This is a genomic window from Cohnella sp. SGD-V74 (genome assembly GCF_003001675.1).
Classification (GTDB): domain Bacteria; phylum Bacillota; class Bacilli; order Paenibacillales; family Paenibacillaceae; genus Cohnella.
In genome coordinates, this window is the sequence record NZ_PVYW01000003.1 from 439,059 (window position 1) to 458,314 (window position 19,256).

12 protein-coding genes are annotated in these 19,256 nt (G+C 58.1%); all 12 read right to left on the reverse strand.

From position 1 onward, the window contains the following. Window positions 1–82: 82 nt before the first annotated feature. Window positions 83–1,405 carry an ABC transporter substrate-binding protein gene (locus B0G52_RS06925; protein ID WP_094042788.1) on the reverse strand — a complete coding sequence of 441 codons (1,323 nt, stop codon included), beginning with the start codon at window positions 1,403–1,405 and terminating at the stop codon, window positions 83–85. A 203-nt stretch (window positions 1,406–1,608) separates the two neighbouring features. Then, entirely contained in the window at window positions 1,609–3,054 is a 1,446-nt protein-coding gene (locus B0G52_RS06930; RefSeq protein ID WP_094042789.1) for a response regulator, read from the reverse strand. Then, window positions 3,044–4,840 carry a sensor histidine kinase gene (locus B0G52_RS06935; RefSeq protein ID WP_094042790.1) on the reverse strand — a complete coding sequence of 599 codons (1,797 nt, stop codon included), beginning with the start codon at window positions 4,838–4,840 and terminating at the stop codon, window positions 3,044–3,046. Before B0G52_RS06935 ends, B0G52_RS06930 begins: the two co-directional genes overlap by 11 nt. Before the next feature lie 59 nt (window positions 4,841–4,899). Continuing rightward, window positions 4,900–6,510, reverse strand: coding sequence for a DUF4091 domain-containing protein (locus tag B0G52_RS06940; RefSeq protein ID WP_094042791.1), 1,611 nt, complete (start codon window positions 6,508–6,510; stop codon window positions 4,900–4,902). 265 nt (window positions 6,511–6,775) lie between these two features. After that, the gene (locus tag B0G52_RS06945; RefSeq protein ID WP_094042792.1) at window positions 6,776–7,741 is read right to left on the reverse strand and encodes a metallophosphoesterase family protein; all 966 of its coding nucleotides are present in this window, start codon (window positions 7,739–7,741) and stop codon (window positions 6,776–6,778) included. A gap of 183 nt (window positions 7,742–7,924) precedes the next feature. Then, window positions 7,925–9,475 carry an extracellular solute-binding protein gene (locus B0G52_RS06950; RefSeq protein ID WP_094042793.1) on the reverse strand — a complete coding sequence of 517 codons (1,551 nt, stop codon included), beginning with the start codon at window positions 9,473–9,475 and terminating at the stop codon, window positions 7,925–7,927. Between the two features lie 54 nt (window positions 9,476–9,529). Continuing rightward, complete coding sequence (locus B0G52_RS06955; protein ID WP_094042794.1) at window positions 9,530–10,444, reverse strand: carbohydrate ABC transporter permease; 915 nt, start codon at window positions 10,442–10,444, stop codon at window positions 9,530–9,532. A 25-nt stretch (window positions 10,445–10,469) separates the two neighbouring features. Further along, entirely contained in the window at window positions 10,470–11,366 is an 897-nt protein-coding gene (locus B0G52_RS06960; RefSeq protein ID WP_233162436.1) for an ABC transporter permease, read from the reverse strand. 119 nt (window positions 11,367–11,485) lie between these two features. Further along, a complete protein-coding gene (locus tag B0G52_RS36530; RefSeq protein WP_094042795.1) occupies window positions 11,486–12,982 on the reverse strand; it encodes a response regulator in 1,497 nt (498 codons plus the stop codon). Beyond that, complete coding sequence (locus B0G52_RS06970) at window positions 12,979–14,811, reverse strand: cache domain-containing sensor histidine kinase (RefSeq protein WP_094042796.1); 1,833 nt, start codon at window positions 14,809–14,811, stop codon at window positions 12,979–12,981. The genes B0G52_RS36530 and B0G52_RS06970 overlap by 4 nt, the downstream gene beginning before the upstream one ends. 115 nt (window positions 14,812–14,926) lie before the next feature. Next, window positions 14,927–17,806: an ABC transporter permease gene (locus tag B0G52_RS06975; protein ID WP_094042797.1), complete on the reverse strand. Its 2,880-nt coding sequence runs from the start codon at window positions 17,804–17,806 to the stop codon at window positions 14,927–14,929. Window positions 17,807–18,005: 199 nt separating this feature from the next. Then, the gene (locus tag B0G52_RS06980; RefSeq protein ID WP_094042798.1) at window positions 18,006–19,253 is read right to left on the reverse strand and encodes an MFS transporter; all 1,248 of its coding nucleotides are present in this window, start codon (window positions 19,251–19,253) and stop codon (window positions 18,006–18,008) included. Window positions 19,254–19,256 lie beyond the last annotated feature (3 nt).

Consider the following 19,256-nt stretch of genomic DNA (forward strand, 5'->3'; position numbering starts at 1 on the left):
GACTCTCCTTCCCGCTTAAGAGAGACACCCCAACAGTGTTAAACCGATTGGGGTGTCCGCGGCTTTGGGTATGAAACGGCGCCTACTTCTTCAACGTGACGTCGATCGCGGCTTGCGTCAGCGGTTTGATGCGCGCCAGCTCGCTTGACGGCGTTCCTTTGCCCGCCATAATATTGTTGATCGCCTCGCTGAAATAGTTGCTGAAGCCCTCGTACGCATAGAATTGAAGTACGGTGCCGTTGCCCAGCATTTTCCGCAGCGTGTTAAGCCCCTCCTGATTCCGGAAGTTCGCTTCCTCGGCGCGAATGACGCCGTCGAAGCCCTTCTCGATATCCCTCTCGTAGAGCTCCTTCCACACCGCCATCACTTCGCGCGGATTTTCCGCGTCGGCCATCAGATGCCACATATTGATCGTCGTCGGCACGACGTAGTTGTCCGCCCGCGGTCCTTTCGGGAAGAAGACGTAGCCCCAATCGTCGGCCATGCTGCCGTTGAAGTCGTACGCCGCCCAGCGGTAACCGGGATAAAACAATACCGTGCCTTCGGTCCATGCTCCTCCGACGACTTTATGAACGTTGTACAGATCGGATACGAACTGGATCGCTTCGAGCGCTTCCGGCGCGTCGTACGTAATCTGGTCGTCCTTGGTCACGAATGCGTTGTTGGAGTAAATAAACGGAATCGCGAGGCTCGAAGGCGAGTCGTATTGCGATACGCCGAACACGCCGTCCTTCGTCACCGCTTTGGCCATCTCGAGGAATTTGTCCCACGTCCACTCGCCGCGCTCCTGCAGCTCGTAAGGATCCTCGAGTCCGTTGCGCTGAACCAGCGTTTTGTTGTAGTAGAAGCCGTGGCCGTTGTTGTCCTTGTCGGTGAAGCTGTATTGCTTGCCGTTGTATTTGCCGTAGTTGAGCATAATGGAGTTCCAGTTCGGATCCGCCATGTCGACCAGGTCGTCAATGTTGCGAATGTAGCCTTCGCTGACCATCTTCGGAATCGACCACTCGAGCGGAATCATGATGATGTCGGCGAACGGCTGTCCCGCTACCGAAGTCGTAATGATGCGCGATTGAATTTCCCCGAACGGAACGGTGACGTACTCGATTTTGACGTTAAACTTCTCTTCGGCTTTCTTCTGTCTCTCGATCTCTTCCTCGGAGAGATAGTTTTCCATGCCCCACCATTGTCCGATCCGGATCGTCCTGCCTTTCAGATCGATCGGACCGTCCGAAGGCGCAACCTCGGGCTCTTCGGCAACGGCGGAAGGCGAGCTCGCCTCGGCGTCCGTCGCCGAAGCGGACGGCGACGCCTGCTCGGAAGGCTCGTTCGTCGAACCGCCCCCCGAGCACGCCGCCAGCGCCAGCATGACCGCTACCAGCATCGTCGAAAGCCATCTTATCCTCATTCTTCGTCCCCCTACTGGAATAGTGTAGAAGCCGTTTCGAAAGCGGTTTCATTTGCTTCCGGTTTTATTGTATCGGATAAGCGCGGGCGAAGAGTATTTAGCGGAATGCATACTTTTCGTACATACAGCCTCGTGCGCGGCAGGGACGAAGCCGAAATAGGCAGGGGAGTTAACCGGAAGATCTAAAAAATGTACATACTCGCCTATTTCATCTCCGCGCGGTATTGCGACGGCGTTTTGCCGACGATTCTTTTAAATATTTTCGTAAAGTAGAAGTAATCGGGATATCCCGCCTTCTCCGCGATTTCGCCGACCATCAGATCGGTGTCCGTGAGCAGTTCGCAGGCGTAGGTAATGCGCAGCCGGGCGATGTAGGAGGTGAACGTATCGCCGACTTCTTTTTTGAACAACTGGCAAATATAGCTGGGGTTCGTATAAAATTTGGCGGACAGGCTTTGGATGGAGACGTCCTGGAGATAGTTGTGGTTGACGAATTGCAAAATGGCGCGGAACGTCTCGTTGCCGGACTCCTGCGAATCGAATTCGGGAGACTCCAGCATATAGCGGCTGACGAACTGGCGCAAATAATGAAGCATCTCCGTCAGCGAGACGAAGCCGGTCAGCAGCAGCTCATGGCTGTACAGCATGCGGTCGGACATGTCCGACCGGAAGCGGTGGTACATGAGGGAATGCACCATATTGTACAAATGCAGCGCGTGCTTGACCGCCAGGCCGCCTTCGCGGAACACCCCGGCGATCCCGTCGAACGCACGGTTCGCCGCGGCGAGATCGCCCTCGCGGATGGCGTCTCCGAGCCGCTTCATCGCGTCGTGGAACGCTTCCTTGTCCGGCTGCGCGTCATGGAATATTCCCGGCGCGCCGGCAATGAAGTATCGATCGGCCGCCGCGTTGGCCGCATCGACCGCTTCTGGCAGCTTGCCGATATCCGTCACCTTCCCGCTAACCCCGACGCCTCGCAGATCGCCCGCCAGCTCTCGTTCGATCTCCTTGGCGGCATTGTCCAGCCGATTCCAGGGGGCGACGAACAGCTGCTTGTATTTGCCGATCTTGACGTTCAGCATGCCGAGCGAAGCGCGCCCGGTCGCCGGCACGCCCAAGGCGCAGACGATCGCGCAGATTCCGTCGTCCGGCTGCGCGGACAAACCGTAAGCGTTCAATTCCTCCAGCAGATCCTCCCGATAGTCGTCGTGCGGCGTTTCCAGGAACGCTTGCAGCGCCCTTCCTCTCTCGAGCGGTCCGGCCGTTCTCGCGTCTTTCTCTCGTTTGATCTTCTTCAGAATCGAGACGATCTCGTTCTCGTCGAACGGCTTCAGACAGTACGCCAGCGCGCCGTACGTCAGCGCCTTCTGCGCGTAGGCGAACTCCGCGTAGCCGCTCACCACGATGTAGTGCGCCCGATGATTGGGCAGCTCGCTGCCTTTCTTGATCAGGTCCAGGCCGCTCATGCCCGGCATGCGGATATCCGTAAACACCGCGTCGGGCCGGATGGCGTCGATCATGGACAGCGCTTCGCTTCCGCTCAGCGCCGTTCCCGCCACCTCGAAGCCGTGCCGATGCCAATCGACGCTCGCCTTCAAGCTTTCGATCACCCAAGCTTCGTCGTCAACAAGCAAAATTTTATATCGCATGAAGCATTTCTCCTTTCGTCGACAGCTTCACCCGGACGGTCGTGCCGCCCCCCTCCTTGCTTGCGATCCTTAGTCCGTATGCCGGACCGCAGATCATCTTGATTCTGGCGTTCACGTTGGCGAAGCCGATGCTGTGTCCCCCTTCGCCCCCAAGCCGCGCGCGATAATCCTCGTCCGACAACGCCGTCCGCAGCCGTCCGAGCCGCTCTTCGTTCATCCCGACCCCGTCGTCCTCGACAACGACGATCAAGTCGCTGCGGTCGTCCAAGTACGACTTGATTCGGAGAACGCCGCGGTCCTCCTTCGGCTCCAGGCCGTGATATACGGCATTTTCGACGATTGGCTGCAAAATCATTTTCGGCACCGGGCATTCAAGACAATGCGCGTCGACCTCCAACTCGACGCTGAACCGCGAACCGAAGCGCAGCCGCTGAATGTGGAGGTAGGATTCCACGACGGCCAGTTCCGTCTGGAGCGGCACGATGCCTTCCCCTTTAATGCTGTAGCGGAATATGCTGCCGAGCGAAGCGGCGGCTTCCCGGATCTCCTGCGCTCCCTTGACGGCGGCCATGCCTTTGATCATTTCCAGCGTATTGTACAGGAAGTGCGGATGGATCTGGCTGCGCAAATACGCCAGCTCGGCCTTTTTCTTCTCCAGTTCCACGCCGTACAGAGTCGCGTGCGTATCGAGCAGTTCCCGTGTCAAGGAGTCGATTTTATTCAGCATGTTGTTGAACTCGGTGGCCATCAGGTTGATCTCCACGTAGCCGTCCAGATCGATTCTGCTCTTCAGCTTGGCCAGATCTCCCCGCTTCACGGTGCTCATGAAGTTGATCAGCTTCTTCAACGGAAGCAGAATATTGCCGGTAATCGCCTTGAACAGCATCGTCATCACGACGCCGCCGATCAGGAACATGACGATGAAGAAGATGCGTATCGCATTCATGTCGCGCATGACCGCGTCTTTGGGAATCATGCTGACGATCGCGCTCTTCATGTCGGGCAAATACTCCGAGTGGGCGATATAGGTTTCTCCCTCCCACTTCACCTCGCGTTTGATCGAACCGTCGCGCCCGGCTCCCAGCAGCTCCAGATCGTCGATCATGCGCAGCGATTCGTTGCCGGAGACGACCTTCCTCTGCCAATCGACGAAGAAGGACATCGTGTTCATTTCCGTAGACAGATCGCTGATCTCGCCCAGCAGCGCCTGCGGGGAAACGACGAAAAACAGCGTTCCAATCGTGTCGTTAAACCTTTCTCCCGGCTGCGAATATTTGATTTTCGACCCGATCAGGAACACGTTCTCCATCTCGTAATGGCGTCCGAAGTTTTGCAAGCCGTAATAGTGAAAGAACTTCCCTTCCGTAATGGCGCCTTGGTAGGCTTTCGTCAGTCCCCTCCCCCCGGCGATATCGATCCAACGCCCGTCTTCCCCATGAATGACAATATCGAGGATGCCCTCCTTCAGCGTCCTCGAATTGATAAACAAGCTGTCTACCCGTTTGGAGAGCATAAAGCTCTGCGCCTTGTCCGGTTCGATCAGAAAGTTCTGCACGTCCATATTAAAGGCGATGTTCATCATCAGACGCTCCAGAACGTCCTTGTTGGAGTGAACCGTCTGCCGCATCTGCAAAATCAGGTCTCCGGTCAGCTTCTCGTTGTTGGAGCCGATGATTCTGGCCATCTGCAAGTAGCTGGCCGACAGAATCGCCATCACGACCAGGGCGATCAGGCAAGCAATAATGGAGATTTGGGAACGAATCGTCAACTTCCGCAGCAAGTTCACATCGATCACTCCATTCCGGTTGCCGGGATCGGCTCAGGCTGCCTTGCCTGGCCGCCGCTTCAGCTTCCCGCTTCGCCGGCCGAAGCCGCCTCCAGCAGCTTGCGTCGTACGGCTCGAAAATGCACCGGGTCGGTATTCGCCTCGGCGAAGCCCGTCATGCAGCTTCGCACGATCCCGTCGGCCAAGCCCGAATCGGACCGCGCCGCGATCCGCAGCAGCTCGAAATCCTCCGCTCCCGCTCTCATCGCCTCCAGTCTCATGCTGAGCCACGGCCCGTCATCCCCCGGATAGACGATATGCGTATCGCCCGCGGGCACCCTCTTGCCGTGCACGCCGGGAGCCAGCATCGGATTGTTCGACTCGAACGGATCTTGATCGCGCAAATAGTAGTTAAAGCCCCAATGAAGATAGCCCTCCAGACCGTACAGAAAGTTGCCCCAATGCAGCAGCCTCGTCTTGAGCAGCGGCAAGTCCATGAATCGGTTCAAGTAATAACCGCCCGGATTCCAGCACGTATAGAACCACAGCTTGTCGCCTCCGGCGCGAATTCGCTCGTAGTCCGCCAGATTGCGCTCGAAATCCCGGTTGGTCGGCACCCAGATGTCCAACGCGCCGTCCAATCCGGTATCGACTACGGCGTCGACGAGCGGAACGCCCGGCATATGCTTCCGGACGATGCCGGACAACACTCTGTAATCCTGCGCGGATTGCGCGATCGGCTCGTCGGCGATATGCTGATCGACGAGATCCAGCCAGCCCTTGTCCGCAAGGAACCTCCGCCATGCGTCCAAGTATTGCGACAGGAAGGCATAGCCCTCCGGACTCGTCGCTTCGACGCTCCGGTCGTACGCCAGGACGAACCGCGGGTCTTCCCAGCCATCCCGAGTCGCGACATGCCCGCCTTCAATGCGCGAGAACCCCAGCTCCAGAAACAGCAAGATCAGGCGCTCCGCCCGGGAGAAGTCGAAAGCGTATGCGCCTTCGCCGGATTCGCGAATCTCGACCAGCTCGGAATCGACGATAAAATGAGTCTGCCTCGTCCGGCGCATCGCCTCGCCGTAGCGGCGCACCATGGCCCAGAACTGCTCCGACCACTTCTCCAGCCCGTGCCGGCCGGCGATGTTGCCGAGCGAATACCAGTTCGTCAGCGACAGCGTCTCCCGCTTCGGGACGACGGCGGCGAATACTTCCAGCTTCACGTGAACCGCTGCGCGGCGCCCGCCGATCTCGAATCTCAGCTCGCCGGCGTAGCTCTGCGGCGGCAAAGCTTCATCGACGCGAAAGCAGACGTAGAGCGCCGCCCTGGCCCCGTCGACGCGGAAAGCGTTCCCGACCGGACGCAGCGCGTCGTACACTCTGAACGGCGCAAGCCGCGACGCATAATCGGCAGGAGTGCCTACCGGCACGGTGGAGTAATCGGGACCGGTATTCTCGCTGACCTTCGCGTCGAGCAGCCGGTACATCTCGACCGCTTCAAGGAGCGGGGAAGCGGCCGATTCGGGAATCCACTCCCAAGCCATCTCCCCGCCCGGCTCCAGCCCGTCCCACAGAAGCTGGCAGCCGATGTACGTTCCCCGCGCCGCTTCCAGCGCGATATCTCGCGCTCCGTCCGCCGCAATCTCCGTATCCGGATACAGCCACTCGTTCGCATCGTACGTCTGCCATTTCATAGACTCATCCTCCCGCGTTCCTGTTATAGCTCTAGGGCGTGTATGCATACTCCGAGGATAGCAGATGTTGCCGAATTTTCGTTCCATGCAAGAAACTTTTGTGAAGGCGTACTGGAGGTACGTCAAGCAAAAGTGACGAAGCAGGGGGCGAAAAGGCGGTGATAGATGCCTCTGAGCGGGTTTGCATACACGCCCTAGCATAGCTTCAATCCGGGGCGGAGGGTATGTGCGGTCTGCAGTCATTTTCGTACATACCCTCCATGTGTCACGCTCCGCCCTTCGGGAGATGAACGGGCAGCTCGGCGAGGCTCCCGTCGTTCTGGCGAATCCAGGTGTCGAAGCTTCGCTCTCCGGCCTTCAGACGGATGACGCGGGCCCCCGTCTTGAAGCGATCCCGCCGCGCTCCGTCGATGTAGCTCACATACCGCGTCGACCGGCCGTAGCAGAGACGGATGCCGTGCAGCTCGCCGCTGTAATCGTTGGCATGGTCGTGGCCGACGAACGCGCCCATGACGTCGCCCATCTCCAGCATGGCGGCGAACAGACCCGAATTCACCCGGGGAGAGCTGATCCCTTCGAAGCAGTGGCCTTCGCAAGTCCGCGTCTCCCATACTTCGCGATACTCGGGCAGCGGGATGTGGAAGAAAGCCAGCGAAGGCAGCGGAACTCCGCCGTTGGCCGCGGTCCGTCTGCCGGACTCCGCCGCGTACCATTCGATCTGGTCTCTGCGAACCCAATCGTAGCCGCCGACGGACGGAACCGCGCTGTAGTCCCCGCTGTCCAGGAAGATCAGGGCCGCTGCCGGAGATCCGCCGGAGTCTGCAAGCGTAATGCTGTAATTGCCCGCTCCGCTTAGATGGGGCGGGTCCTCCGAGGCGACGCAATGCCTGTGCGCCAATTGCTCTTCGTGCATTCGCCGGCGGGAGATCGCCCCTTCCGAATCGTGATTGCCGAACACGGCGGCCCACGGAATGTCTCTCTCTTCGGCGGGAGCGACAGCTTGCCGGAATGACGCCAGCGGATCTTGCCCTCTTGCGCTGGCCGTCACGTCTCCGGCGAATACGATCAGATCCGGCCGCTCGGCGGCAATGACCGTCTCCATCGTCTTCCTCGTCTCCGCATTGATATCCGGCGTATCCGGATCGTAATCTCCGTCGGCAATAAACTCCACGTCGGAGAACTGTACGATGACGAACGTTCCGTCGGCGCGAAACTTCATCGTTCGGCTCATGGCATATTCATCTCCTCTCTCTAGGGCGTGTATGCATACTCCGAAGATAGCAGATGTTGCCGAATTTTCGTTCCATGCAAGGAACTTTTGTGAAGGCGTACCGGAGGTACGTCAAGCAAAAGTGACGCAGCAGGGGGCGAAAAGGCGGTGATAGATGCCTCCGAGCGGGTTTGCATACACGCCCTAGTACCCTGCCGCCTTCGCCTCTTGATCGAGCAGTTCGAGGAATTTCGTCCCCGCCATGCTCATCCACTCTTCGCGATAACGGTCCCAATCCTCGTCGTAGTTCTGCGACTGAATGACGAGCATCGTAATCGCCTGGCCGGTATAGTCGAACAGTTGCTTATACAGGTCCAGCGCTTCGAAGCTGAGATCCAGAAACCGCAGCGGATCCGGGCTCGGGTCCCCGTAACTCTCGAATCCCGCCTGAAGGTCGCGCTTGTACAGTTCGTCCTCCTCCATCGAAGGCACGTAGGAAGTGGCGATTCCGCGCAGCGCGGCGCCCGGGTCCGCGTCGCCGAGCTTCTGGCCTTCCGGCAGCAGGCTGACGATCGCGTCTCCCTCCTGCTTGTAATGAACGTCTTCGACGCCGTAGGAAACCAGCTTCATCCCTTCCTCGCTGAGCAGGAAGTCGAGCAGCTTAAGCGCCTTGTCCCGCTTCTCCGCGCTGGACTGCGCATTGATCGAATACGCTCCCCACCAGTTCGGATTGCCGTCGATTCTTGTGAAGCCGTTCTTGCCTTCGAGCAGATGCGGAATATAGGTAAACATCGTTGCCGGATCGCGGTCCGGATAAGCTTTCTTGAATCCTTCGTATACGTTGTTGTAGGAAGCCGCATGAATGATGCCCGTCTTGCCGGAGACGAATCTCTCAATCTTCTGCTCTTGATTGATCAGCATGAACTCCGGGTCCATAATGCGCTCGGTATATAACTGGCGCAGGTAGCGCAGCGCTTCCTTCATCTCGTCGGAGACCACCTCGAGCGTCCAGCTCCCGTCTGCCTTCCTCGCCCGCAGCAAGCTGGTATTAAACGGATTGATGATCGGATACAAATCCTGAAGATTCTCTCCCGCTCCGATGCCGAACGTGTCGGCGCTGCCGTTGCCGTCCGGATCGTTCAGCGTGAACTCCTTGGCCACGTTGTAGAGGTCGTCCATCGTTTTCGGCATGGGCAGCCCGAGCTTGTTCAGCCAATCCGTGCGGATGAGCATCGCTCTACCGTTGGACGTTTTGTTGGCGGAATTCAGCAAGTAGAGCGAATAGTGCTTGCCGCCGCTCGCCTTCTTCTCGTCCTCGAACGGCTCCAGCCACTTCGCCAGATTCGGATAGCCGTCCGTATGATCGCTGATCGGCAGCAGGATTCCTTCCTGAATCCAGCGCTTGTACACGCCCATATACTCGCCCATGAACATCCCCAGACTGTAGTTGAAAAACAGATCCGGCAGCTCGCCCGAAGCGATCATCATGTTCAGCTTCTGGTCGTAGTCGTTCCAGCCGGAGGAAATAATCTTCAAGTCGACGTTCAGTTTCTGCCGAATCTCCTTATAGATGGGAGAATTCCCGCTCAGCTCAAGCGAGCCCGGCATCAGAATGGTCAGTTCGACGGGAGCTTGCCCCTCTTCCTGCCGCGCCGTTTCCTCTTTCTTGCTGCAGCCCGCCAGCACCGTCACCGCCGCTATAACCGCCGCCAGAGCGTATAACCCCGCCGATATCCACCTTTTTTTCTTCCCCATGCGACTCGCACCCCTTTGTCATTCACAGATTGGATTTGGTCCGAACGTCCGCGCTCAGCTCTTGATCGCGCCGATCATCACGCCTTTGGCAAAGTGCTTCTGGATAAAGGGATAGACCAGCATGATCGGCACGATGGACACGATAATGACCGCGTTCTTGATCGTCTTGTCGAGCGTCATCCGTTCGACTTGAACGGTGGCGTTCAGCAGAAACTTGTTATCCTCCACCAAAATGTCGCGCAGCACCATCGCCAGCGGCCATAGCGACTTGTCCTGAAGATACATCATGGGCGTCATCCAGTTGTTCCATTGCCCGACCGCCACGAACAGCCCTACAGTCGCGAGCACCGGCCCCGACAGCGGCAAAATTACGCGCAGCCATATTTTCGCATACCCCGCTCCGTCGATCAGGGCGGACTCTTCCAGCTCCTTCGGCAGCGATTGAATAAACGTCTTCATCACGATCAGATTAAATACGCTTATTCCGGAAGGGATGATCATAACGAGCAGATTGTTCATCAGATTCAAGCTCTTGATCAGCAAATAGGTCGGAATCAGGCCTCCGCTGGCGAACATCGTCAGGATAAAAAAGAGGAAGATCGCGTTGCGCAGCGGCAAATCCCGCTTCGTCAAAGAATAGGCGGCGGCCGAGGTAATGAGCAATTGGTAGACGACCGCCCCGATCGTCACGACGATCGCTATTAGGAAGCCGTTCATAATGAATTTCGACCCGAAGACGAAACGGTAAGCGTCCAGCGTCACTTTCTTCGGATACAGATTAAAGCTGCTGCGAATCGCCTCGTCGTACGGAAGCAGCGATCCGACCATCACGTACCAGAGCGGATACAGCGTTACGATCGCAAGCACGATCAGAAAAATCGCATTCGCGGCATCGAACGCCGAAGCTCCGACATTCGCCGTTCGCACGCGCGCTTGCGCCGTACGGCCGGCTCTAACGAAATTGTTCATCGCGGTTCGCTTCCTTCGCAAGAAATCAATAAATGTTGTTGCCGCTCGTCTTCTGCGCAATCTTGTTCGCCGTCACAAGCATGATGAGATTGATGAGGTTGAGGAACAACCCGACCGTCGTCGCCATGCTGTAGCGGCCTTCCGTCAATCCGATCCGGAAAATATACGTATCGATAATGTCGCCGCTCTCGTACACCATCGGATTGTACAGGTTGAACACTTGATCGAAGCCGCCTCCGCTCATCAAGCTGCCAACGCTGAGAATGAGCAGCATCGTCGTGACGGGCGCGATCGACGGCAGCGTAATGTGCAGCATCTGCTTGAACCGGTTCGCGCCGTCGACGCGCGCCGCTTCGTACAGCTCGGGAGAGACGCCGGCGATGGCCGCCAAAAAAATAATCGTCCCCCAGCCGACCTCCTTCCAGAGCGCCGACAAGATCAGCAGCGGCCGGAACATCTCGTTGTTGGACAGGAATTGAATCTTCGCCGAGCCAAACGCGTGCAGCAGATTGTTGACCAATCCGTCGTTGGACAGCAGCACGAACAAAATGCCCGAGATCGTCACCCACGAGATGAAATGGGGCAAGTAGACGATCGTTTGAATCGTTCGCTTGAACAGCGCTTGCCTGACCTCGTTCAGCAGCAGCGCCAGAATGATCGGCGCGGGAAATCCGAACAGCAGGCGCAGCATGCTGATCTCCACCGTATTGCGCATAACCTGCCAAAACTTCTTGAGTCCGAACACCGTTTCGAAGTTGGCCAGGCCGACCCAAGGGCTTCCCATAATGCCTTTCGTAATCCAAAATTCCTTGAACGCGATTACGATGCCGTACATCGGAACGTAGCTAAAGACGAATATCGTCACGATCGCCGGCAGCAGCATGACATACAGCATTCCGTACTTTCTCATTGCGACGCTCATGCGACTTGGGTACCTCCTTCCCCGCGAAGTGTGAAAGCCCTTACAGATTCTATTGTAAGAGCCCCCGTCTCCGGGCGACATGTCGCCAGATTAGGGAAGGATGTAGTTATGTTAGGCCCTTACCGCATCTTCCTCAGATCCGCGGGCGAAATTCCTCGGTACTTCTTGAACAGCTTGCTGAAATGGAAATAGTCGTCATAGCCGACTTCGCCGCTGATCTCCTGCAGCGTCATCCCGCTGTCTTGGAGCAGCTCGGCGGCTTTGGCCATCCTCGTTTCCACGAGGTGCTGCTTAAACGAACGCCCCGTCTTCTGCTTGAACAGCTGGCTCAAGTAATTGGCGTTGATATAGTGCTTCGCCGCGATGCTCGTCAATGACAGCCGGCGATTGTAATTCCGTTCGATCTCCCGAAGCACCTCGGCTACGATTCGGCTGTCGTTCTCCCCGTCTTGCCCGGCCGGCTTGCGAACCGCGGCGATCAGCTCCTCGAACAGCTTGTCCGGATTCGGATACAGCGCAAGCAGCTCCTCGACCGAGCATTCCTCGACCTCTTGCTCCTTAAGCCAGCCGTCCAGGCGCGCGGATTGCCGGATCGTCTCGTTATAGATTGCGGCGATCGTATCCGGGTCCGCCCCTTCCTTCACGCAGCGGGATGCGACGCTGCCGAGCAGGGCTCCGAGCTCGGCGTAATGCGACGTCATGCGAATCCGATCCACGAAATCGAGCAGAGCGCCGCCGCTCCGGCCGGCGCGATAGATGTACATGCCGGCGCGACCGGTCATCCATCTCATCCTCGCCATTCGTTCCGCTTCCCGGTAATGAAGCTTGATCCGATCCAGCCCGGTGAAGGCGCTGCTGACGCCGAGCGCGATCCCTTCCTCTTCGAACTGCCGTCTCATGCTTCTCCATGAGCTAAGCCGGATGCGGCTTGCGCGGTCGGAGCGGCCGATCAGCGCGAACCACTTGCCTGCGCCAGACTGACCGATCATCAACGAGACAGCGGGATCGTCGTCCGTCAGACGGTCGGCCAGCAGCGCCAGCCGCTCCTGAAGCCGCTCGCTCGAATGCGGATTGTCCGCGTGCGCGATCGCGAGCCGGTACGGTCCTCCCGCCGGTCGGAACAACGCCTCCTTCGCCAATCTCCCCGCCGCGGCGCGATGCGGCAAACCGCCGTCCAGCAGCTCCAGCATAAGCAGCGTATTGCGCAGCGCCGCCGCCTTGGCCCGCTCCCGGTTGCGCTCGGACAGCGCCGATGTGACCCGGTCCAGCGCAGCCTCCAGCATCCCCGTCCCAACTGGCTTGATCAAGTAGTCGAAGGCGCCCAGTTGCACCGCCCTGACCGCATAGCTGAATTCGCTGTATGCGCTCATAAACAGGAATACGACGCCCGGGTGCCGCCGCTTCAAGCGCTCCATCAGCTCCAGCCCGCTCATACCGGGCATGCGGATGTCGCAGAGGATCAGATCCGGAGCCTGCTTGCCGGCAAGAAACTCCGCCTCAGTCGCATCCGAAGAGACGGCGGCGATCGAGAACCCCCGCGCCTCCCAATCCAGCATCGCGACCAGATCCTTCACGATCCACGGTTCGTCGTCAATGATCATCACTTTGTACGTCATGCCTGCTCCCTCCTGCTCGCGGCGGCATACTCCCCTGCGCGAAGCGGCAATTTCAAGACGACGACCGTCCCCCGATTGTGCCAGCTTTTCACGGTCAGACCGTACTCGGCTCCGCAATACAGCTGAATTCTTTTCTGAACGTTGCGAAGCCCGATGCCGCTTCCGTCGCTCGCCGCCGCAGCGGCTCCGCCGTACAGCGCATGCCTCAGGGCAAGCAGCCGTTCCTTCGGCATGCCCGATCCGTTGTCGCCCACTCTGATGCGCAGCTCGCCCTCATGCGCTTCCGCGACAAGAAAGATGCGCCCCCGTTCGCGCGTTCGTTCCAGCCCGTGGAAAATCGCGTTTTCGATCATCGGCTGGAGCGTCATTTTCAAAATCGGCGCATGCTCCAGCTCCTCCGGCACGCGATCGCGGAAGGAGATCTGCCGGCCGTAACGCAGCCGAACCATGTCCACGTATCCCCTTATGAACGAAAGCTCCTCCCGCAAAGGCACGAATTCCTCGTCCTTGGTGACGTAGCGGAAGTAATCGGCCAACCGCTCGATCAGCCGGTGAATGCGGTCCCTCTCCTCGTTAACCGCCATCCCCCGAATCGCCTGCAGCGTGTTGTACAGAAAGTGCGCGTTGATCTGCGATCTTAACCCGCTCAGCTGAAACTGCTTTTTCTCCAGCTCCATCTCGTACACTTGCTGCTGCGTGTTCAGCAGATGGCTCGTCAATCTCTCGACCTCGCTGGTCATATGGTTGAAGTGATCCTGGACGGCCGTAATCTCGTTGCTGTATGTAAATCTCAGACGCGCGTTGAAATCGCCGGCGGCAACGCGGTGCAGCGCGTCGGTAATCTTCTTGATCGGCAGCGTCATTTTCAGATTAAAGCCCAGGGCGGCGACGACGACCGCCGCGATGATCAAAGCGACCAGAACGGGAACGGCCCATTTGATGAACTGCTCCTCCCGGTACAGATGCTCCTGATCGATGTAGAGGACCAGTTGCCAATCGACCTTGCTTACCGGGCTGGTCTTAATCAAATAGGGAATGCCGTTCACGCGCCTTACGTCTCCGTCCAGCGGTTCGGATGCCGCGTCTTGGTCATGAAGCGCGAATGGCTCGTTCGTCGATGTGACGACGCGGCCTTCCCGGTCGATGATCTGCATGACGGAGCGATCGTTCAGCCCGATATCGGCGGCGATCTCGTTAATTCGTCCCCGGTCGAGCACGAGAACGCCCAGGAACATCTCGTTCAAATACGAACGCCCTTCCTCAATCGCCCTTACGCGCCTGACGGCCAAGTATTCGTTCATCGTTTCCCCGTTCGATACGAAAGCCCCGGAGAAAATCAGGCGCCCCGACGCCAGCTCCCGGCGATCCATCCCCTGCAAAAAATCGTACATCGCGGGCTTGAGCGCATATGCTCCCGTGCTGTAGCTTCTTACCAAGGGCATTCCCGCGCTTAAATCGAGAAGATGAATGTCTTTCACGGAGGCGTTCATATGCAGAAAGGGGTAGATTCTCTCTTTCATCGCCATGAACTGGTCCCAGTCGTACGCCGACTTGTTCGCCCCTTCCAGATAGGTGCGCTGCAGCGAATGGTTAAAGAAGGCGATGCGGGACAGATCGTCGATCGAATCGAAATATTCCTCCAATCGCCCGCTCACCTGACTGAACAATAGATCGACCGACTCGTCGACGCGCTTTTTCACGTTGTCCATGTAGTAGAAATAAAAGGCCGAAACGGCGAGCAGAAACGGCACGACGGCAATCAACGTGTTGATCAGGATCATCTCGTAGCGCAGCTTGTACTTTCCCTTGTAGAACGGCAGGCGCGGCATCGTTTCGTCCACCTCTTCGGCGTATCTTGGGTATAACTTGTATAGTAGACCTGATCGTATTATAGAACGCGTGCCGGGATTTGCCCATCGAATGCCGCACGGTTTTGCAAACTCTTTAATCGTCCCCCAGCTTCAGCGCTTGGTGGACCCGCAGACGGGACAGCAGGAAAATCAAGACGATAAGCCCGATCGTCAGCGTCACGCCTACGGCCGCATAGATTCTCAGCTGATCGGCCGCTTCGAAGCGCACCGCGAACGGCAGAGCAAGACTGCTTGGAGCAAACGCCGTGCGAAAATTCGGAACGTACAGCATGCCGGCGGTATGGCCGACGATGACGCCGAACAATACGGCAATACCGGACGTGAGCAGCTGCTCTATCGCCAGCATGGCGGTCAGGTTGGTCAGCGACATGCCGATCGCCCGCATAATGCCGTTCTGCTGCGCGCGCCCCTTCAAGGACAGAATCCAATAGAGCAGAAAACCGGCAAAGCTGACGCCGACCGATAATACGAATCCCAGCGTCAATACGCCGTTGAGGGCAAGAAGGAACGGATCGTTCTTGGCTCTGACGAGTTCTTCCCGCGTATTGACAATTCCGGTTACGGACAGCCCGCCCTCCTGAATACCGTCATACACGTCCCCTGCCGCGGCGCGATCGTCCAGCTTCAACCATACCTCGTACGGCTCCAAGGCAAGCCGGGACTGAATGCGCGGCAGATGACCGACAATCAGCATCGGGGCATGATCGGCCTGCTTGTCGCCGACATCCACCGATCCCGCGGGAGGAATCGGATTAAACGTCGGGAAGTAGTCGATCACGCCGTACACCCTGAACGACTGACGCTCCGCCTCCGGCCAGCCGATCCATATCGCATCTCCGGGCTTCGCCCCTTTCTGCTCCGCCAACGTGGCGGAGACGAGAACGGCCGACGAATCGGCGGCGATCAAATTCAAATACTCGTTTAACGAATAGGGCAGCAGCGAATCCCGGAACCACGCCGTCATGCCGAATTCGTCCGTGTCGATGCCGATCAGCGCCGCGCTTCCGGACTGTCCGTTCACGGCAAACTCAGCCTTCGGCTTCGTGAATACTTTGGCGGCATGCTCCACCCCCGCCAGATTGCGGAACGGCTCGAACGCAGGCTCCGAATAATGAATCCGCTTCGGTTCTGTGGACTCGGTCCCTGGAGCTCCCCTCGCGGCTCCATCCGGCGGGGGCGCGTCGTTGACCCAATGAACGGTCAGCACGAGATCCGCGCCGTTGGCGTACCGAATCCGATCTTCGGTATTGGCGTTAACCGTTCTTGCCGCGGAAGCGCTGAAGACGCCGGCGGCAATCGTCAGGATGAAGAAGATCATCATAAATTGATATTGGCTGCTCGACCTTCCCGTCTGAATCAACGCCGCATAGACGGATGGGGGCCACCACCTCCGGCCGAGCCGATAGATCGCTCTCAACAACCACGGATACAAGCGCAGCAGCAGAAGCCCCGCTCCTACCATGAACAGGGCCGGTACGATAAATTGCAGCGGATCGATGTTCAGGTCGTCCGCGTTTAACCCGAGCTGCTGCATATCCTTCAGCCGGCGTCGGAAAGCGAACAAGCCGTATATCGCTATCCCGAGCGCGATAATATCGAGAAAAGCCGCGTGCCAGAGCGGCGTTCGGTCAAGTCTGGCCGCTTGCCGCTTGTGCTGGACGATCGTCGCCCGCGCCGCCACAATCGCCGGAATCATCGTCGCGACCAGACATATTCCGGCGGAGATGGCCGCGTAGCGGTAGGCCTCCTCCGTTATGCGAATCGGCAAGCTTGCCCGCTGCACGAATTCCAGGAAGCCGTTCGAAGCGCCCAATACTCCTGTCATCCCTGCGCCGAGCAGCGGTCCCAAAGCCGCGGCTGCGGCGCATAACAGCAGCCCTTCCGCAAGATAGGATACGATGATTTGCCATCTGGCCGCTCCCCGGCTGCGCAGAACGGCAATTTCGTTTTTTTGCCGGCCGACAATCAGATTGGCGACCATGAACATGTAGAAGAGCAGCATCGTCAAAATCGGAACGTTAAGCGACCACATCAGCGTGCGCAATTGCGCGGCCCGCTCCAGATAAAGGACAATCGTATCGAGCGCCCTCGCGTCGGTCCCCATCTGGAACAGCGCCGCGTACTTGAGCAGCGTCTGGCGAATGCTCTCGTGCGTCTCCAGGAAAGACTGCACCGAACGGAGCTCCATCTTCGAATAATCGAAGACGATGAACCAGCCCGAACCGCTTGCCGGCATCCGGTATTCCTCGACAATATGCCGCTTCGCCAGCTCGAACGGCAGGATGAAGGCGCCGTTCATATCGCCGAGCGCGCCCGAGCGGAAATACGGATCGTCATCCGCCTTCTTGCGGAATACGCCGACAGGCTTCAGCCGGATCGGCTCTGCCGCCCTGCCGTCTTCGGCGACGAACTCCGCGCCCAGCACCGTCTTGTAGTGGGCTAATCCTCTCTCCGTCAGCAGCGCCTCGTATACGCCGTCCACCGGAGACGGAGCGGGCATCCGGCCGTCGGTCAACTCGATGTGCGCCTCCAGCCCGGAGAACGCTTTGATCGTGACCCACTGCATGTTCCGGTCGCTCAGCGGATTCGGATCGTTCGCCGGTTTCATCTTCATCGACGCCGTCGAGAGGTCTGCCACCAGCTCCCGAATCGGTAATCGGAGCCCCGGCGCCCCTTCCGTGTGGATGAACCGGTCGATCCGCTCGTACTTGGCCCGAACCTGCTCCGGGGTTTCCGACGAGAACTGAATATAGGAATAATGCGCGCCGGGATACTCGTGCGTATCCTGCTGCAATCTCTGCAAATCTTTCAGAAGCATGCGCGACAGCACCGCCTCCGTATATATCGGCATGCTGCTGACAAGGGCAACGGATAGAAGAATACCAGCGAACAGGCTGGCTACGAGCCATTTGTTTTGCAGCATTCTGCGCATCAACATCACGATAAGCGCCATGCGTCGCCCCCTTCCCGGGTTCAGGTCGCCGCGGATCCGGACAGGCCTCTTCCATCATCGATTCCATTCATTGTAGCGCTCGGCATCCGCCCGCCATATAGCGCATTATTGTGAAATCGTGTCCATACCCAAACACAAAGAGAACCGCCCCCATCGGAGCGGCCCTGTCATCGCTATTGAATTCGATAGATTTACCGGCTCAACGGCCGTTCCGATCGGACGGTCTGTCCCGCACGAACAAAGCAATCGCCGCAAGCGTGACCGAAGTCGCGACAACGATGGCCGGCAGCATCGGGGAATCGGCGTCTTCGACGAACAGGACAAGCGCCAGAATGGACAGCACCCGCCCCGCGTTCAAGAACAGCTCGCGAATGACGACCGATTCGATCCGGAACAGTCCCTTCAGCGGAAGATGGTCCATCAACGAATAGTAGTACGTCGTCAGCATGTTGACGATAAACGGAGCCATGACCGAGTAGACGGACATAAACAGGATAACGGTCCACAGCTTGATGTCGATGAACAAAACCGCCGCTCCGACGATGATGCCGAAGGAGGCCGCCGCCAGCTCCCGACGGATGCGAACGGGTCGTTTTCTGCGGGAGATCGCGTACCCTGTCGCAATTGTCAGCAAGGCGAAGAATACGGTCAAATAGCCGACCTGATCCTCTCTCCCCACCGTCTGGAACATGAGGATGTTGGGCAGAAACAGCATGAGACCCTGCGACAATCCGAGTACGAGAAAAGCGCCGAGCGACGCCAGCCACAGCCGGCTTCGCTTCATCATCGGCACGGCGAATTTCAAGTAATAGCTGCGATGGTGCGAATGGATCGCCCGAATCTTCAGGCTGAAGAACGACGCGATGCCGAACAGCGCCGACGCCGCTGCAAAAATCAGCAAGTAGCCTTTAAGCCCGTCGAACAAACCGATCAGGAAACCTGATAAAGCCGGACCGGCCAGGCCCGCGGAATTGAAGACGATCATGTTGACGCCCATGAACCTCGAACGGTTGCGGATCGTCGTCACGTCGTACATCAGCACGATATAGCCGGTCCAATAGAGGCCGAGAGCGAATCCGTTAAACACCGCGAACAGCGGATAATAGGAGACAACGTTCTCCTGGGCATAGATGACGACAAGAAAAAAGACCGTGATCGACGCAATGCCGAGGCGATACGTGACCATTCGATCCTTCTTCTTCGCGATCCATCCGCCGACCGCGAACGCGATCGGAGTAACGCCGTATACGATAAGGTTAAAAATGCCGTTAATCGCCAAATTCTCGGTCAGCCGCCACAGGTACAAATTCAGAAACAGCCCCGACATCGAAGCTCCGAATTGAAAACAACCGTGGATAAACAAAGCAATCCGGGCCTCCGCGGAAAGCCGAGTGTCCGGATCGCCTTGCGCCGAACGGCGGAACAACCGTCCGAATCGTAAGCTCATGAT

Coding starts and splice junctions, on each gene's coding strand:
- B0G52_RS06925 (WP_094042788.1), bottom strand. CDS start 1,405: ATGAGGATAAGATGGCTTTCGACGATGCTGGTAGCGGTCATGCTGGCG.
- B0G52_RS06930 (WP_094042789.1), bottom strand. CDS start 3,054: ATGCGATATAAAATTTTGCTTGTTGACGACGAAGCTTGGGTGATCGAA.
- B0G52_RS06940 (WP_094042791.1), bottom strand. CDS start 6,510: ATGAAATGGCAGACGTACGATGCGAACGAGTGGCTGTATCCGGATACG.
- B0G52_RS06945 (WP_094042792.1), bottom strand. CDS start 7,741: ATGAGCCGAACGATGAAGTTTCGCGCCGACGGAACGTTCGTCATCGTA.
- B0G52_RS06950 (WP_094042793.1), bottom strand. CDS start 9,475: ATGGGGAAGAAAAAAAGGTGGATATCGGCGGGGTTATACGCTCTGGCG.
- B0G52_RS06955 (WP_094042794.1), bottom strand. CDS start 10,444: ATGAACAATTTCGTTAGAGCCGGCCGTACGGCGCAAGCGCGCGTGCGA.
- B0G52_RS06960 (WP_233162436.1), bottom strand. CDS start 11,366: ATGAGCGTCGCAATGAGAAAGTACGGAATGCTGTATGTCATGCTGCTG.
- B0G52_RS36530 (WP_094042795.1), bottom strand. CDS start 12,982: ATGACGTACAAAGTGATGATCATTGACGACGAACCGTGGATCGTGAAG.
- B0G52_RS06970 (WP_094042796.1), bottom strand. CDS start 14,811: ATGCCGCGCCTGCCGTTCTACAAGGGAAAGTACAAGCTGCGCTACGAG.
- B0G52_RS06975 (WP_094042797.1), bottom strand. CDS start 17,806: ATGGCGCTTATCGTGATGTTGATGCGCAGAATGCTGCAAAACAAATGG.
- B0G52_RS06980 (WP_094042798.1), bottom strand. CDS start 19,253: ATGAGCTTACGATTCGGACGGTTGTTCCGCCGTTCGGCGCAAGGCGAT.